The sequence below is a fragment of the Aeromicrobium sp. CFBP 8757 genome (assembly GCF_014841755.1).
Lineage (GTDB): Bacteria > Actinomycetota > Actinomycetes > Propionibacteriales > Nocardioidaceae > Aeromicrobium.
In genome coordinates, this window is sequence record NZ_JACYUM010000002.1 from 422,183 (window position 1) to 437,449 (window position 15,267).

Consider the following 15,267-nt stretch of genomic DNA (forward strand, 5'->3'; position numbering starts at 1 on the left):
ACAACGTTACGGACGGGTAGGCCTTCCGTGCACGCCCGTCGAGGCGTACACATGGAGGCACAACACCACAGCGGAACGACACCCCGGTACCCACGCGGCGATCACCCGTCTCTGGGACAGTCGCTCGCCGGACTCCGGACCTTTCAGGGATGACGGAGCCATGACGACTCAGATCCAGCACGCCTGGTAGCCGGCCCGTGTCGAACCGGACGGCGTCGGCCCACGCGGACCGACGCCGTCGTGCTGTGCCCTGCCGTGCCGTGCGCCCGCCGTCGCGGGTCAGCGGGCGAGCGGCGACGCCTCGGCGGCGCGGGTGAACGCCTGCGACGCGTACATCAGCCACTGGTGGACGCCGGTCGGCGTGCCGCCCGAGTAGGCCGACAGCGCGGACCGGTAGCCGGCGGGCTCGGCCGCGTGACCGGCCTCGGGCACCAGCACCGACGCCGGGTCGACGCCCTTGGCCAGCAGCACGAGCCGCTCGGCGGCGCGGCCGATGACGCCGTTGTGCGAGGCGAACGCCCCCGCCGCGGTGATCTCGGCGTTGACGAGCGCCGCGACGACCAGACCGGGGGCCTCGGTGGGCTGGCCGAGCATCCAGGCGAGCTCGGTCAGCCGTGCGACGCCGTCGGGGTTCACGGGACGCCCGAGGTCGGCGTCGTCGACCGATCCGGCCGCCGCGAGCGCGTGGATGCGGGCCAGGGCCTGCACGGGTGACCGGTTCCAGGTCGGCAGCAGGCCCAGCAGCTCGGTCGACAGCCGCACCGCGCCGCGGGCCAGGGCGTCGCCACCGCCGCTCGCGAGCGTCTCGGCGTCGAACTCGCTGCCCTCGAGCGAGGCCGTCGCGGCGGCGCCGAGCAACAGCGAGCGGGCCGTGTCCTCGGGCGTGCTGCGGCGCAGGCCCCGGTCTCGCAGGATCGAGTCGATGCCGTCGCGGGTGCCCGCGTACGTCGACGGGATGCCCTCGAGGAGGGCGGCCGAGATGAAGGGATCGGACACGACCGAAGCGTACCGGCCCCCCGTGGCCCGAACGAGTAGCCTCGGGACGTGACCGAATCGCCGGAGGACCGCACCGCCAAGTGGCTCGTCGGCGACCGCCTGTCCTGCGTGCTGCACCTGGGGGACGGCTCACTGGCCTACCGCCTGGTCGAGCAGGGCCACGAGGTCGTCGTGGCCGGCGACGACGTCACCGCGAGCCGGCACCCCGACATCCAGTACGTCCGCTGCGGCGGGGGCGAGCGTCTGCCGTTCGTCGGCGACGCCTTCGACGTCGTCATCGTGCCCGAGCTGCGCGAGGCGCCGATGGCCCTGTCCGAGTACGCCCGCGTGCTGCGCCCCGACGGCCTGCTGTCGACCGTGTCGCGCCAGCACGACGACTCGATCCCGTGGATGCGCAAGCTGCGCGAGATCACCCGCGCCCGCGACTCGGTGCCGCCGCAGGCCGACACGTTCAGCGCGTCCGGGCTGTTCCACGAGCCCGAGGTGCACGAGGTCGGCAGCTGGGAGAAGCTCGACCTGCCCGGTCTGCTGCGGTTCGCCGAGGCCACCAAGCACCCGTCGGTCGGCGAGGCGGCGTTGACGCAGGTGCGCGAGCTGTTCATGAGCTACGGCGGCCAGACCGGCTTCCTGCGGCTGCGGCACGAGACGACGTGCGTGCGTGCCCGGGTCGACAAGTCGGCCATGGCGCACGAGACCGAGCCCCCCGACACGCTGCTGCTCGACTTCCGCTGAACCGACCCGCCGCGACCCGACCGGGCCGTCAGGCCGGCGGGGTCAGCGTGTCGCGCGAGAACCACGCCAGGCCGAGGCCGTCGGTGTAGCGGTCGCGCCGCACGAGCGCCAGGCCCGCGCCCGCCAGGTACGTCTCGAGCTCGTCGAACGAGTGGCCGGGCAGCGGGTGGTACTCCATGACGAGCCGCCGCACCGCGGCCCACCGCTCGGGCGGCGAGTTGAGGATGACGTCGTACTCGGCACCCTCGGCGTCCATCTTCATGATGTCGACCCGGTCGCCGGCGGCCTCGAGCACCGAGACCAGCCCGACGCACGGCACCTCGATGCTGACGGCGCCGGCCTCGCCGAGGTGCAGGACGCCGTTGTGGCCGCTGCCGGCCCCGTTGTCAGCCATGACCAGGACGCCCGACGACGCCGACACGGCCTGCTGGTGCACGCGGACCCGGCCGGCGAGCCCGTTGTCGTCGACGTTGCGCTGCAGGTAGGCGCTGGTCGACGGGGTCGGCTCGAAGGCGTCGACCGTCGCGCCCGGGAAGCGGGTCGCGAAGGCGACCGAGAAGCAGCCGATGTGCGCGCCGATGTCGACGAGGGTCGGCGCCTCGCCGAGACCCTGCGCGAACCACTCGATGCCGTACTCGTCCTCGGCGAACACCTCGTAGACGGGCACGCGGGCTCCCGGCACGTTGGGGCCGGTGATCCGCACCGGCCCGACCCGGTAGACCAGCTCGTCGCTGCGCATCGCGATGCGGCGCAGCACGTCCCACCCGTTGTCGAGGACGGACAGCGTCTGGCGGGTGCGGAGCAGGGCGAACCGGCCACGGCGGACGATACTCATGCGGTCTCCTCGAGGACGTCGGTGCGGGTCTCGTCTGGATCGTCCGCGGGGGTGCCGGGCACCGACATCAGGAACGGCAGGGCCAGCAGACACCAGATGTAACGATCCCAGAGCAGCGGAGTGATGAATCCGACCAGGACATATCCGAACGCCGGCAGGGCCAGCAGCCGGTAGCGGGCCGGGAGCCGCAGCGGCTGGCGCACCACCGAGGCCAGCAGCACGAGGTAGAACGCGAGCCCCAGGACGCCGCCGGACGCCGCGACCTGCAGGTAGATGTTGTGCGCCTCGAGGGCGTCGCCGAAGCCGACGCCCAGCACGGGACTGCTGAGGAACCGCTCGACGGCCTCGCGGACCAGCTGCTCACGGGCCAGGTCGGAGGCGCTCGCGCTGCCACCGCCGGCGAAGCGGTTGAGGATGTTGTTGCCGTAGTCGCCCGAGCTCAGGGTGCGGCCCACGAGGTACACCGGCACGATGCTGGCCCCGAACAGGAGCAGGCCGCGCTCGACCGAGCGCGACAGCACCAGGTAGACCAGGACCATCGCGACCGCGACGAGCAGCGCGGCGCGGCTGCCGCTGATCCACACGCCGTAGCCGCAGACGCCGGCCGCCGCGAGGACGAGCCAGCCGCACCACCGCGGCAGCTCCTGCAGGACGAACGGGATCAGGGTCAGCGCCAGCATCGAGCACAGGCCCAGGATGTTGGGGTGCCGCGTCAGGCCGATCGACCGTCCCTCGTACGAGACCAGGCCGCTCGTGACCGCCTGCAGGACGCTGATCGAGTTGCCGACGACGTACGCCGCCGCGAGCAGCGCCACGATGTCGCGGCGCGGACGCCACAGCATGAACGTGATCGGCAGGATCAGCGCACCGACCAGCAGGCGCAGCAGCCCGTTGAGGCTCGACGACGGATCGGCCGCGGCGACCGACGTGACGAGGCCGAGGCCCAGCACGCCCGCGGCACCGACCAGGAACAGCACCTGGCGCTCGACCGTGCGCGTGATCAGCATCGGCACGAGCAGGCCGACGCTGAGCACCAGGAAGACGTCGGACATCGTCACGAACGTCAGGGCGGCGACGGGGCGCACGTCGTTCATGGGTGCCAGCGCGAAGCTCAGCACCAGCAGGCCGATCGCGGTGCTCTCGATGCCGAACGTCACGAGCGCGATCATCAGCACCGCGGCGCCCAGCGCCACGGCGGCCCCGAACGACGAGCCGACCGCCATCGGCAGCAGCAGCAGGAGCACGAGAGCGACGACGACCGGCGCGACGAGGCCGCGGGTCCACGCCGGGAGCAGCCTCCGGGACGTCCCGGAGGACCACGGCGGGCCCGGGACCGTCATGCGCACGACCGGCCGCCGTCAGCGCGAGACGCGACGGCCGGACGAGCTGCGGCTCTCGCCACGACCCAGCGCCCCGACCATGCGGCGCGCCTGCTCGCCGATCGGCTCGTGCTGCTCCTGCCCGTAGCCGTACCCGTATCCGTAGCCGTAGACGTCGCCGGCCCGCCGCGGGGTGCGGTTGAGGATCGTGCCGAAGAGCTTGCCGCCGACCGTCTCGATGCGGGCGACCGCCAGGCGCAGCTGCTCGCGGGTCGTCGACCCGTGGCGCACCAGCATCAGCGCGCCGTCGACCTCGCGCATCAGGATCGACGCGTCGGCGACCGGCAGCATCGGCGGCGCGTCGATCACGACGACGTCGTACTCGCTGCGCAGCCCGTGCAGCAGGTCGCGCATCGCCTGCGTGTCGAGCACCTCGGCGGGGTTGGGCGGCTTGGGGCCCGTGCCGAGGAAGCTGATGCCGCTGTCGTGGACCTGCGTCGCCTCGTCGAGGCTCGTGCGCCCGATCAGCACCGTCATGAGCCCGACCGAGTTCTCGAGGCCCAGCAGGTCGGCGACGTTGGGATTGCGCATGTCGGCGTCGATCAGCAGCACCGACCGCCCCGACTGCGCCATCGACATCGCGAGATTGGTCGCCACGAGCGTCTTGCCCTCGTTGGGCACGGCGCTCGAGACCAGGATCGACTCGACCTTGGCGTCGAGGTTGGCGAACTGCAGATTGGTGCGCAGGACGCGGAAGGCCTCGGCGAGCGCACCGTGGCCCTCGCTCGTCAGGGCCTGCTTCTTGAGCTGGCGGTCGAACGGCAGGGTCGCGAGCACCGCGGCGCCGCTGAGCTCCTCGGCCTCCTGGCGGGTCTTGACGGTGCGGTCGAGCAGGTCGCGCAGCACGGCTCCCGCGATCGCGACGAACAGGCTCAGCAGCAGGCCGACCGCGATGTTGAGGGGGACGTTGGGCGCCACGGGGGTCTGGCTGATGCTGGGCGGGCCGACGATGCGCGCCACGAAGGCCGGCGAGCCGTTGCCCGAGGTGGGCTTCTCGAGACGTGCCACGAGCGAGACGATCCCCTCGGCCTCGGCCTCGGCGATCTGCTGGGCGAGCTCGGCCGACTCGGCCGTGACGTCGACCTGCAGGGTCTGGGTCGTCGCGATGATCTGGGCCTTGACCTGCCCCGCGAGCTCCTCGCGCGTGACGCCCGTCAGGTTGAGCCGGTTGATGACGTCCTGCAGCAGGGACGGCTCGCGCGCCAGGTCGGCGTAGGACGCCAGACGCTGCGACGCGAAGTAGGCCGCGGTCGGGTCGGTGACCTGCTGGCCGACGGGCGACGTGATGAACAGCTTGGCGCTGGAGCCGTAGACCGGGGACATGCTGAGCACGAGCAGGATCGTCGCCACGGCGCCCACCACGAACGTCGAGACGCTGAACACCCAGCGCGATCGCAAGATGCCCAGAAACTGTCGCAGGTCCACGAGATCCCCGTTCAGGAAGAGTCGCCTCACTCGGAATGAGTGGGAGTCTAGGCGAGGCCCCGGACGCTGTCCGGCCCTCACCACCCAGAACAACGACCGATGTCGTCTTTCGTAACCATCGTTCACCGCCGGCGTTGAACAGCGTGGAACCGCACGGGTTCCGCACCGGACGACCCTGGGAAGAGGTAGTGCGCCATGACGATTCTCGTGACCGGCGGCGGCGGATTCATCGGTGGCCACCTCGTGGCCGACCTGCTCGACCTGGGGCACGACGTCCGCTCGGTCGACGTCAAGCCGCTCGACGCGTGGTACCAGGTGCACGACGACGCCGAGAACGTCGTCGCCGACTGCTCCGACGCGTCCGACGCGCACAAGGTCGCGGTCGGCACCGAGACGATCTACAACCTCGCGGCCGACATGGGCGGCATGGGGTTCATCGAGAACAACAAGGCCGAGTGCATGCTGTCGGTGCTGACCAGCACCAACATGCTGGTCGCGGCCCGCGACGCCGGCACCGAGAACTTCTTCTACAGCAGCTCGGCGTGCGTCTACGCCGGCGACAAGCAGACCGACCCCGACGTCACGGCCCTCAAGGAGTCGGACGCGTACCCGGCCGACCCCGAGGACGGCTACGGCTGGGAGAAGCTGTTCAGCGAGCGCATGGCCCGCCACTTCCGCGAGGACTTCGGCCTGCGCACCCGCGTCGCGCGCTACCACAACGTCTACGGCCCCGAGGGGACGTTCGAGGGCGGCCGCGAGAAGGCTCCCGCCGCGCTGTCGCGCAAGATCGCGCAGGCCAAGCTCAGCGGCGACCACACGATCGACGTCTGGGGCGACGGCGAGCAGAGCCGCAGCTTCATGTACATCGACGACTGCGTGCGGGGCACGCAGGAGATCCTGCGCGGCGACAACGTCGAGCCGGTCAACCTCGGGTCGTCCGAGCTCGTCACGATCAACCAGATGATCGGCATCCTCGAGGACATCGCGGGCATCACGGTCACCAAGCGGCACGACCTGACGGCGCCGCAGGGCGTCCGCGGCCGCAACAGCGACAACACATTCTTCCACGAGACGTACGGCTGGGAGCCATCGATCTCGCTGCGCGACGGTCTGGAGAAGACGTACGCCTGGATCCACGACATCCTCGCCCAGCGCGCCTGATGGGTCTTCGCGGCGCGGCGTACGCCTCCCGGCGCATCCGGCAGTCGTTCACGCACTTCGACAACGGGCCGCAGGTGCTGTGGGACACGCTGCGGGGTCGCGAGATGACGTTCCGCACCCGCACGGGCCTGACGATCCACGCCCCGAGCGTCGACGGCGCCCGCTTCCCGGTCTACGAGATCACCGCCGACGACGTGTACCGCCTCGACGAGCTGCTGGCCGGCCTGCGCCCCGACCTGGTCGCGGTCGACATCGGCGCGCACATCGGCAGCTTCTCGACCGCGGTGTGCGCCGCCGTGCCGGGCGCCACGGTGCACGCCTACGAGGCGTCGCCGTCGACCGCCGCGTGGCTCGAGCGCAACGTGACCGCCAACTCGCTCGGCGACCGCCTCGTCGTGCACCGCCGGGCGGTCTCCGACCACGAGGGCGACCTCGAGATCGTCGACAACGGTGAGGCCAGCGCCCACAACGGCCTGACGGCACCCGACGGCTCCGGGTCGGTCGTGTCGGTGCCGTGCGTGACGTTCGCCGACATCCACGCCGAGACCGGTGGCACGATCGACCTGGTCAAGAGCGACGCCGAGGGCGCCGAGTACGGCGTGATCCTCACGAGCGACCCGGCGCACTGGGCCACCGTGCAGCGCGTCGTGATGGAGTACCACCCCGTCGACGGGTACGAGCTCGACGACCTCGTCCGCTTCCTCGGCGCCGTCGGCCTCGACCTGGTGCGGCACGAGCCCGCCGACCGACCCGGCCTGGGCAACGCCTGGTTCGCCCGCGGCGCCGGTCGCGCGGCGGCCTGAGCCGCACCATGACCCGGCTCCCTCCCGCCCTGCAGCCCCTGTGGCCCGCGGCCAAGGTCGCGCACCGGGCCGCCAGCAGGACCGCCGGCCGCGTCACGCGCTCCCTGCCGGTGTCGCCCGACCGCGCCGTGCCCGCGACCGCGACCCTCACGTCGACGCAGACCGCTGCCGCTGAGCCCGACGCCGTCCGGGTGCACCGCTGCGGACCCGCCGAGCACGCGGTGCGCGACCTGCCGGTCGGCACGCCGCGCGCGATGCGGTTCTGGGGCGAGGTGCGCGAGCTCGAGGTGCCCGAGCGGTTCGTGCTGGAGGTCGCCGACGGCCGGCTCGTCGGCGACTACGCCGCGACGATCACGCCGGGCGGGCGGCTCGACCTGCAGACGAGCCCCTACTTCCGCATCCGCGGCTGGCAGGAGCACCCGATCTACCTGCGCCCGCGCCTGCCCGAGGCCACGCCGCTCGACGGCACGACGCTCTCGCTGTCGTCGCAGGCGTCGGGTCGCAACTACTACCACTCGCTGATGGACACGCTCCCCCGCTGGGGCGTGCTGCAGGAGGCGCTGCCCGGCACGCGTCCCGACCACGTCGTCGTCAGCCACCGGACGCCGTGGGACCGGCAGCTGCTCGCGATGGCCGGCATCGACGCGCACCGCCTGGTCGAGCCCGTCAAGCACCTCAGCGTGCGGGCCGACCGGCTGCTCGTCCCGTGCCTCAACAACCACCACACGCTGGCGCCGCGGTGGGTCACGCAGTGGCTGCGCGACCACCTTCCGGCCCAGCGCGTGAGCGGGCGCCCCACGCGGCTGTTCGTCACGCGCGGCGCGGCCCCCCACACGCGCCGGTTCGTCCGCGAGGCAGAGCTGATGACGCTGCTCGCGCCGCTCGGCTTCGAGCGGCTCGACCCCGGCGCGGTGTCGGTGCAGGAGCAGATCGACCACTTCGCGGCGGCCGAGGTCGTCGTCGCGCCGCACGGCGCCGGGCTCGCCAACCTCAACTTCGCCCCCGCGGGCGTGCGGGTGCTCGAGCTGTTCGCCCCGCGCTACCTCAACCCCGGCTACTGGGCGATCACCGACAACGTCCCCGACTCGGTGTACCGCTACCTCGTGGCGGACCCGGCCGAGCCCGACCGTCCCGAGCGCCGCATGCTGAACGTCCAGGACGACATCGACATCGACCCCCGCGTCGTCCTCGCAGCCGTCGAGGAGCTCCTCGCCGCATGACCACGGAGACCGCCCATGAGTGACCAGACCCGCGCCAACCGGGCCCGCGAGACGGCCAAGCTGCTGATCCGGCGCACGCTGCAGCGCGCCGACCTCGAGATCGGTCGCGGCTCGTACGCCGGCCGCCTCGTGCGCACGCTCGACGCACGTGGCATCGACACGGTGCTCGACGTCGGCGCGAACGTCGGGCAGTACGCGACGTTGACCCGCAGCGCGGGCTTCGCCGGGCGCATCATCAGCTGCGAGCCGCTCGGCGGGGCGTTCGCCGAGCTGGCGCGTCGGGCCGGGCGCGACGACCGGTGGACGACCCTGAACGTGGCGGTCGGCGCCGAGACCGGCGAGGCGACGATCAACGTCTCGGCCAACTCGTTCTCGTCGTCGATCCGCGGCATGACCGACGCCCACCTGCGCACCGCCCCGGGATCGCGCTTCGTCGCCACCGAGGTCGTGCCGGTCACGACGGTCGCCGACCTCGTCGCGACCCACGCCGTCGACCCCGCGCGCACCCTGCTCAAGATCGACACGCAGGGCTTCGAGGGCGAGGTGCTGCGGGGCGCCGGCGACCTGGTCGGCCGCGTCGCCGCGATCCAGCTCGAGCTGTCGTTCGTCGAGCTGTACGACGGGCAGCTGCTGTTCGACGAGCTCGTCGGAGCGATGGCCCGCGACGGCTACCGCATCCAGCAGCTCGAGCCGGGCATCTCGGACCCCGACGGTCGCATGCTCCAGGTCGACGGCCTGTTCGTCCTGGCCTCCGGCGACTGACCGGACTCGCCGGCCGGCGACGGGTGGGTCAGATCCGCTCGAGCCACAGGGACGAGGGCGGGTTGACGTCGCGCGCCAGCGGCACGTAGTCGTCGAACAGACCCGTGAGCACCGACTCGTCGGTGTGGCGGATCATCGGCGTCGACAGCAGCACCCGGTAGGCCGAGCTGTGCGCGAGGAAGATCTGCACGACCATCGCCTCGTTCCAGTACACGGGCCAGCGCTCGCCGAACAGCCACGTGTCGGCGGGGAACGGACCGTTGAACGGCAGGTGCACGTCGTGGATGTGCACGACGACGCCGGGCTTGAGGCGCGGCAGCACCTCGAGGAACAGGAAGGCCACGTCGCTGTCGATCTTGAGCGCGTGGGACGAGTCGATGAACAGGACGTCGCCGGCCTCGAGGGCCTCGAACGTCGACAGGGGGACGTCCTGCACGAAGCCCTCGACGAGCTCGAAGTTGTCGAGCGTGCGCAGGGCGTCGAACGGGTAGGGCTCGACGCACGTGATCTGCAGGGGCGAGCCGTCGGCGGCGTTCTGCCGGGCCGCGATCGAGGCGTAGTACGTCGACAGCCCCGAGCCGATCTCGAGGTACCGGGCCGGCTTGTGCTCGCGCAGCATGAAGTACAGCGTGCGGGCGTCGAGCTGCGGGTACCCGGGGCCGAAGCCCTGGCGCGTGTTGGCCAGGTAGTCGCCCGTGACGGCCGTGAACTCCTTCTCCCACCGATCGGCCAGGCCCCGGAGGGTCTGCGTCATCGCCGGGACGTCGAGGTCGATGCCGACCAGCTCGCTCGGCCGGTCCCACCGCGCGCGGGTCTGCTCGATCTCGGCCAGCACGGGCAGCGTCGAGTAGTAGTCGTCCTTCTTGACGATGTTGAAGCCGAACAGCCCGAAGAAGCGTTGGATCGCGCGGATCCGTGCCCGACGCACCCGGAAGACGGCGGTGTCGAGGAGCTCGACGACGGGTCGCGGGAGGACGCGGGCTGCACGCTGCTTCGCGGATGCGGGAGCAGGGGAGGTCGTGGTGGCCATGCCGTCCATCGTACGGAGTCCGGGGCCCGCGTCGGGGCCGTTTGCGCCTGCCATCCCGAGGTTTTCCCCGCCCTCTCGCAGTTTCCCAGGAGCACCCCGGAAGCTTCCCGGGTCCACCTGGGAACCGGGCACCTCACCCCGGTTGCGACCGGTGTGAGCTGCCGGGTTCCTGTGCGCGGCGCGGTTTCCCAGGTTCTCCTGGGAAACCGCGGCGGCGGGGGTGTCGGGGCCGTTTGACGCTGCCATCACGAGGATTCCGCCCCTCGGACGGACGCCGACAGGTGGGGCTGCGTCTCGGCCCACGCCGCGATGTCGTCGGCCAGCCGCTCGCCGACGTGGCGGTGCATCGCGGGCGAGTAGTGGAAGCCGTCGGGGATCGCGACGTCGACGTCTCCGCCGGCGTGCAGCTCCACGAGGTCGGCCACCCGGAGGTAGCGGACGTGGTCGAGGCCCACGTCGGCGACCATCGCCTCGAGCGTCGCGTTCATGACCTCGATGCGGCGTGCCATGCCCGGGAACCAGCTCTGGAACCGCGTGCCGGGCGGCAGCAGCTCGAAGACGTAGACCAGCGGGCTGCCGACCTTCTGGACGTGGTCGATGTACTGCCGCAGGTCGGCCGCGACCTGCTGGGGTCGCCCCCGACGCAGCGTCGGGTCGAGGATCGTGTCGAGCCTGGCCTGGGCCTGCGCGAGCAGCTTCCAGACCGGCCGCAGCACGGCCCGCCGGTACAGCCCCGACAGGCGCCGCGGTCGCGCCCTCAGGCTGTTGGCGTGCACCTCGAGCCACCGCGGCAGGAACAGGTGGATCGTCTCGTAGTGGCCGTAGACGAGCACGATGACGTCGGGCGAGAACCCCAGCACCTCGGACTGCCAGGTGCGCAGCACCGTCGAGGCGCGCTGCGACGTCATCGAGCGGGTCTCGACGTCGACCGGCCGGCCCTGCGCGAGCAGCTGCTGCTCGATGACGCGCGGGAAGATGAAGTCGGTGCGCGGGCCGCCCATGAACGACACCCAGTTGACGGTCGACGCCCCCTTGACCAGCACGCGGACGGGGAGGGGAAGGGGTGCGGACATCGCGTCTCCGGGGGTGATGGCGGTCGTTTTCACAGCGGCCGGCCGGTGGTTGACAGTATGCTCGACGGGTGTCGGAGGAGCCCAGCGATCCCGCCGCCGGCACCCGTCAGATGCGCGACCGGTTCACGTTCCTGCTGATCGTGACGGCCACGTTCGGCCTGCAGCTCCTGACGCTCGTGACGGGCATCATCATGGCCCGGCTGCTGGGCGTCGAGGGGCGCGGACTCATCGCGCTGGTGATCGCGGTGGGGCTGTTCGCGTCGCAGATCTCGCTCGGCGGCAGCCTGCCGTCGTCGGTCACCAAGCTCGTCGCCGAGCGTCGCGTCACGGCCCGCGACGGCCTGCGCGACGTCGGGCGGCGTCGTGGCTGGCTCGTGCTGGTGCCGTGCCTGCTGGCGGGGGCGGTGACCCCGGTGCTGCACCACTCCGGCGGCACGTCCGACACCGTCGCGGCGGCCGTCGTGGTCGCGGTCGTGACGTCCCACACCATCGCGTTCCAGGTGCTGGCGGGGTGCCTGCAGGGCGAGGGCCGCCTGGTGCGCATGGCGTGGGTCGCGCTCGCGCCGCAGGGCATGTTCACGGTCGTGCTCGTCGTCGTCCTGGCCGCGGGCTGGTCGTGGGACGCGTACGCCGTGCTCGCCGCCTACGTCGTGACGGGCCTGCTCAGCGTCGGGTTCGCCCACGCGTCGTTGCTGCCGGCCCGCGGCCGCGCGGACGACGCGATCGACGAGTCGCTCGTGTGGCGCGAGGCGCGGGGCAACTACGTCAGCAGCGTGCGCCCGATCGACGGCCTGGGCCTCGAGCGCATCCTCGTCGGCGCGCTGCTCGGCACGGTGTCGCTGGGCCTGTTCGCGACGGCGCTGGCGGTCTCGAACCTGTGCCGCCTGGTGAGCAACGCGGTGCGGGTCATCGTGCTGCCGCGCGTCGCGACCCACCAGGACGATCCCGTCGCCCAGCGCGCCGTCGTCCGGCGCTGGGTCGGCATCACGGTCGTGCTCGCGACGGCCATCGTCGTGGTGCTCGAGATCGTCGTGGAGCCCGTCGTCCGGCTGGCGTTCGGGCAGGAGTTCGTCGGGGCGGTCGGCTGCGCGCGCTGGCTCATCGTGGCCGACGGGCTGCTCGCGGTGCGCAGCGTGCTCATCGCGGTCATGCAGGGACAGGGGCGCGGCAGCACCGCGTCGTGGATCGAGCTGGCGCTCGTCCCGGTGCTGCTGGTCGGCATCGTCGTCGCGGCGGGGCACGAGAGCCTCGTCGGCGTCGGCATGACGCTCGCGGCGGTGGGCCTGCTCAGCTGCCTGGCCCTCGGCCGGGCCGTCGGTCGCGGACCCCGCGCGGACGGCCGCCACGCGCGGCGGCGCGGACGCGACGTCGTCGGCTGAGACCGCCGCCGGGCTGGGCGCGCGCATCAGCTCGTGAGACCGCCGTCGACCACGATGACCTGGCCCGTCAGGTAGTCGTTGCGCGGATCGGTCAGGAACTGGCAGACCCGCGCGATGTCGCCGGGGTCGCCGAGCCGACCGGCGGGCGTGCGCCGGACGATCTGGTCCATCTGGCCCTCGTCGAGCCCATGGCTCATCTCGGTGCGCAGGTAGCCCGGCGCGATGCCGTTGACCGTGATGCCGCGCGACCCCAGCTCGCGCGCCATCGATCGGGTCAGCCCGTCGAGCGCGGCCTTGGTCGCGCTGTAGACGCCGAGGCCGCGGTAGCCCGAGCGCCCGACGATCGACGAGATGTTGACGACGCTGCCCGACCGGCGCGCCAGCATGCGCCGGGTCACGAGCCGCGAGACGTACAGCGTCCCCTTGATGTTCAGGTCGACGACGGTGTCGATGTCGTCGTCCGACGCCATCGCGAGGATGCCGTCGCGGGCGACGCCGGCGTTGTTGATCAGCACGTCGACGTGGTCCCAGCGACCGACGACGGCGTCGACGAACGTCTTGGCGTCGGCCGACCGCGACAGGTCGGCGGTCTCGAACAGGAAGTGGTCGGGGTGCGACGCGCGCCACGCCTCGACCTCGGGGGTCACCGACCGCGCGCAGGCCGCGACACGGTCGCCGGAGGCGAGGTACGACTCGACGATGCCGGCGCCGAGACCCCGGCTGCCGCCCGTCACGACGACGACGCGGGGCTCGACGGCGCTGGCGGGGGCGGTGGCGTCACTGGTCATGCGTGGCTCCTGACGATCTTGCTGCCGGTGGTGTCGACGGTGTCGACGAAGCGGATGCTGCGCGGACGGGCCGCGGCGGGCAGGTCGGCGCACGCCGACCGGAGGTCGGACCGCAGGGCGTCGAGGTCGGCGCCCGGCGACGGCACGACCTCGAGCGCGACGATCGCCCCGGTCATGGCGTTGGGACGTGGGTGGACGCGGGCCATGTCGACGCCCGGCACGGCCGCCACGCGCTCCTCGATCGGCAGGGGGTGCACCTTGACGCCGCCGACGTTGATGATCTCGGACGTGCGACCGCGGAACAGCACGCGGTCGCCGTCGACCTCGACGAGGTCGCCCGTGGCGCGCCAGCCGTCGGCGTCGACGGGGGGCTCGCCGTGATAGCCCAGCATGCCGGTGCGGGAGCGGATCCACAGCTCGCCGTCGACGATCCGCATGTCGACGTCGGCGTCGTCGCCGCGGTCGAGGACGTCGACCGACAGCCCCGGACGTCCGTCGCGCATCGAGCCCGTCGACCCGAACTCCGAGGCGGCGTAGACCTGCGACACCGAGGCGCCCGGGAAGGTCGAGCGCACGACGTCCAGCAGCGGACCAGGCACGGCCTCGCCGCCGAGCGTCACCTGGCGCAGGGCCGGCACGGGACCACCGTCGGACCGCATCTCGGCCACGACGAACCGCCAGTACGTCGGCGTCGCGCTGGCGTGGGTGACCCCCAGCTCGCGCATCGCGGCGAGCCCCTCGCGGGGGCGCCGCGGCGCCGGTGCCACGAGCGTCGCGCCCGCCGCGAGGACGTGCAGCAGCACCTGCAGCCCCGCGAACTGGTGCAGCCCGTAGGCCAGCAGCCAGCGCTGGCCCGGGGCCGGGGCGACGCGTGACGTGCCGCGCACGAGCCGTGACCAGTCGTGCCGGACGCCGCGCGGCGCGCCCGTCGTGCCCGTCGTCAGGACGAGGTGCGGGCGGTCGACCGGCAGCGGGCCGGACGGTGCGGGGTCGGTGGCGAGCAGCTCGTGCGTCGCCAGCACGCGGGCACCGAGACCGGTCAGGTCGGCCCGGTCGGTCACCAGGACGTCGTGATCGAGGCGCGCCAGCAGGTCGCGCACCTCGTCGGGCCCGACCGGCGGGTACTGCGTGACCTCGACGCCCGCGAGTGCCGCCCCCGCCAGCAGCGGGACGACGAAGGGGGCCTCGTGGTCGACGACCGCGAGACGGCCGACGTCCTCGCGCTTCAGCGCCGCCGCGACGCGGCGCGCATCGGCCAGCAGCTCACCGTACGAGCGCGAGACCGTGTGCGTGACGACCGCGACCCGCCCGGGCTCCCCGCCCGCGACGCGCTCGAGCAGCTCGAACACCGTGGCTCAGGATCCCGCGGCGAAGAACGCCTGGATGTCGCCCAGGGTCTGCGGCATGTCACCGGTCGCGTACGGATCGCTGCCGTGGACGTCCTCGAGCGTGGCCGACAGCTCGGCGGTCTCGAGCGAGTCGAGACCCGCCCCGTCGGCGTAGAGGGGCGTGTCGTCGGCGAAGCCCTCGGGCAGCTTCTCGATCAGCGTGAGGAACTCGACGACCGTGCGCCGGACGTCTGCGGGCGAGGTGCTCATGGCGCGGTGGTCTCCTTGCGGGACGGGAGGAGCGGGGATGCTCCTGCGAAGGTCAACGACGCAGCGACGCGGTTGTCACGAGCCGC

Annotated in this window: 15 protein-coding genes; 6 read left to right on the plus strand and 9 right to left on the minus strand. The window is 72.4% G+C overall.

Annotated elements, in window-relative coordinates:
• Window positions 1–279 precede the first annotated feature (279 nt).
• Window positions 280–996, minus strand: a complete 717-nt coding sequence (locus tag IFT73_RS08980; protein WP_192167332.1) for an oxidoreductase — start codon at window positions 994–996, stop codon at window positions 280–282.
• Between the two features lie 48 nt (window positions 997–1,044).
• On the opposite strand from IFT73_RS08980, the gene IFT73_RS08985 reads away from it, so the two are divergent.
• Window positions 1,045–1,728: a class I SAM-dependent methyltransferase gene (locus tag IFT73_RS08985; RefSeq protein ID WP_192167333.1), complete on the plus strand. Its 684-nt coding sequence runs from the start codon at window positions 1,045–1,047 to the stop codon at window positions 1,726–1,728.
• 28 nt (window positions 1,729–1,756) lie between these two features.
• On the opposite strand, the gene IFT73_RS08990 is transcribed toward IFT73_RS08985, so the two are convergent.
• Genes IFT73_RS08990 through IFT73_RS09000 form a run of 3 tightly spaced genes read right to left on the minus strand, consistent with a single transcriptional unit; the run spans window position 1,757 to window position 5,367 of the window.
• On the minus strand, window positions 1,757–2,563 hold the full coding sequence (locus IFT73_RS08990) for an FkbM family methyltransferase (protein WP_192167334.1): 807 nt from the start codon (window positions 2,561–2,563) through the stop codon (window positions 1,757–1,759).
• Window positions 2,560–3,903 carry an O-antigen ligase gene (locus tag IFT73_RS08995; protein WP_192167335.1) on the minus strand — a complete coding sequence of 448 codons (1,344 nt, stop codon included), beginning with the start codon at window positions 3,901–3,903 and terminating at the stop codon, window positions 2,560–2,562. The genes IFT73_RS08990 and IFT73_RS08995 overlap by 4 nt, the downstream gene beginning before the upstream one ends.
• Before the next feature lie 18 nt (window positions 3,904–3,921).
• Complete coding sequence (locus IFT73_RS09000; protein WP_192167336.1) at window positions 3,922–5,367, minus strand: polysaccharide biosynthesis tyrosine autokinase; 1,446 nt, start codon at window positions 5,365–5,367, stop codon at window positions 3,922–3,924.
• A gap of 195 nt (window positions 5,368–5,562) precedes the next feature.
• On the opposite strand from IFT73_RS09000, the gene IFT73_RS09005 reads away from it, so the two are divergent.
• Genes IFT73_RS09005 through IFT73_RS09020 form a run of 4 tightly spaced genes read left to right on the plus strand, consistent with a single transcriptional unit; the run spans window position 5,563 to window position 9,313 of the window.
• Window positions 5,563–6,528 (plus strand): NAD-dependent epimerase/dehydratase family protein, encoded by a 966-nt coding sequence (locus IFT73_RS09005; RefSeq protein ID WP_192167337.1) that lies wholly within the window; start codon window positions 5,563–5,565, stop codon window positions 6,526–6,528.
• Window positions 6,528–7,331: an FkbM family methyltransferase gene (locus tag IFT73_RS09010; RefSeq protein ID WP_192167338.1), complete on the plus strand. Its 804-nt coding sequence runs from the start codon at window positions 6,528–6,530 to the stop codon at window positions 7,329–7,331. Before IFT73_RS09005 ends, IFT73_RS09010 begins: the two co-directional genes overlap by 1 nt.
• Window positions 7,332–7,339: 8 nt before the next feature.
• Window positions 7,340–8,551, plus strand: coding sequence for a DUF563 domain-containing protein (locus IFT73_RS09015; protein ID WP_192167339.1), 1,212 nt, complete (start codon window positions 7,340–7,342; stop codon window positions 8,549–8,551).
• A gap of 15 nt (window positions 8,552–8,566) precedes the next feature.
• Window positions 8,567–9,313 (plus strand): FkbM family methyltransferase, encoded by a 747-nt coding sequence (locus IFT73_RS09020; protein WP_192167340.1) that lies wholly within the window; start codon window positions 8,567–8,569, stop codon window positions 9,311–9,313.
• A gap of 28 nt (window positions 9,314–9,341) precedes the next feature.
• On the opposite strand, the gene IFT73_RS09025 is transcribed toward IFT73_RS09020, so the two are convergent.
• Window positions 9,342–10,343, minus strand: coding sequence for a class I SAM-dependent methyltransferase (locus IFT73_RS09025; protein ID WP_192167341.1), 1,002 nt, complete (start codon window positions 10,341–10,343; stop codon window positions 9,342–9,344).
• A 245-nt stretch (window positions 10,344–10,588) separates the two neighbouring features.
• Window positions 10,589–11,416, minus strand: a complete 828-nt coding sequence (locus tag IFT73_RS09030) for an SGNH/GDSL hydrolase family protein (protein ID WP_192167342.1) — start codon at window positions 11,414–11,416, stop codon at window positions 10,589–10,591.
• 68 nt (window positions 11,417–11,484) lie between these two features.
• Here IFT73_RS09030 and IFT73_RS19580 point away from each other — a divergent pair, with 68 nt between their 5' ends.
• Complete coding sequence (locus IFT73_RS19580) at window positions 11,485–12,795, plus strand: oligosaccharide flippase family protein (protein WP_192167343.1); 1,311 nt, start codon at window positions 11,485–11,487, stop codon at window positions 12,793–12,795.
• Window positions 12,796–12,821: 26 nt separating this feature from the next.
• Here the strand turns inward: IFT73_RS19580 and IFT73_RS09040 are convergent, their stop codons facing one another.
• The 3 genes from IFT73_RS09040 to IFT73_RS09050 are packed head-to-tail and all read right to left on the minus strand — an operon-like array spanning window position 12,822 to window position 15,181.
• Complete coding sequence (locus IFT73_RS09040) at window positions 12,822–13,583, minus strand: SDR family NAD(P)-dependent oxidoreductase (protein ID WP_192167344.1); 762 nt, start codon at window positions 13,581–13,583, stop codon at window positions 12,822–12,824.
• Entirely contained in the window at window positions 13,580–14,932 is a 1,353-nt protein-coding gene (locus IFT73_RS09045) for an AMP-binding protein (protein ID WP_192167345.1), read from the minus strand. Before IFT73_RS09045 ends, IFT73_RS09040 begins: the two co-directional genes overlap by 4 nt.
• Window positions 14,933–14,938: 6 nt before the next feature.
• Entirely contained in the window at window positions 14,939–15,181 is a 243-nt protein-coding gene (locus IFT73_RS09050) for a hypothetical protein (RefSeq protein WP_192167346.1), read from the minus strand.
• Window positions 15,182–15,267: the final 86 nt, after the last annotated feature.

Coding starts and splice junctions, on each gene's coding strand:
- IFT73_RS09040 (WP_192167344.1), bottom strand. CDS start 13,583: ATGACCAGTGACGCCACCGCCCCCGCCAGCGCCGTCGAGCCCCGCGTC.
- IFT73_RS09005 (WP_192167337.1), top strand. CDS start 5,563: ATGACGATTCTCGTGACCGGCGGCGGCGGATTCATCGGTGGCCACCTC.
- IFT73_RS09015 (WP_192167339.1), top strand. CDS start 7,340: ATGACCCGGCTCCCTCCCGCCCTGCAGCCCCTGTGGCCCGCGGCCAAG.
- IFT73_RS09010 (WP_192167338.1), top strand. CDS start 6,528: ATGGGTCTTCGCGGCGCGGCGTACGCCTCCCGGCGCATCCGGCAGTCG.
- IFT73_RS09025 (WP_192167341.1), bottom strand. CDS start 10,343: ATGGCCACCACGACCTCCCCTGCTCCCGCATCCGCGAAGCAGCGTGCA.
- IFT73_RS09050 (WP_192167346.1), bottom strand. CDS start 15,181: ATGAGCACCTCGCCCGCAGACGTCCGGCGCACGGTCGTCGAGTTCCTC.
- IFT73_RS09020 (WP_192167340.1), top strand. CDS start 8,567: ATGAGTGACCAGACCCGCGCCAACCGGGCCCGCGAGACGGCCAAGCTG.
- IFT73_RS09030 (WP_192167342.1), bottom strand. CDS start 11,416: ATGTCCGCACCCCTTCCCCTCCCCGTCCGCGTGCTGGTCAAGGGGGCG.
- IFT73_RS08990 (WP_192167334.1), bottom strand. CDS start 2,563: ATGAGTATCGTCCGCCGTGGCCGGTTCGCCCTGCTCCGCACCCGCCAG.
- IFT73_RS08995 (WP_192167335.1), bottom strand. CDS start 3,903: ATGACGGTCCCGGGCCCGCCGTGGTCCTCCGGGACGTCCCGGAGGCTG.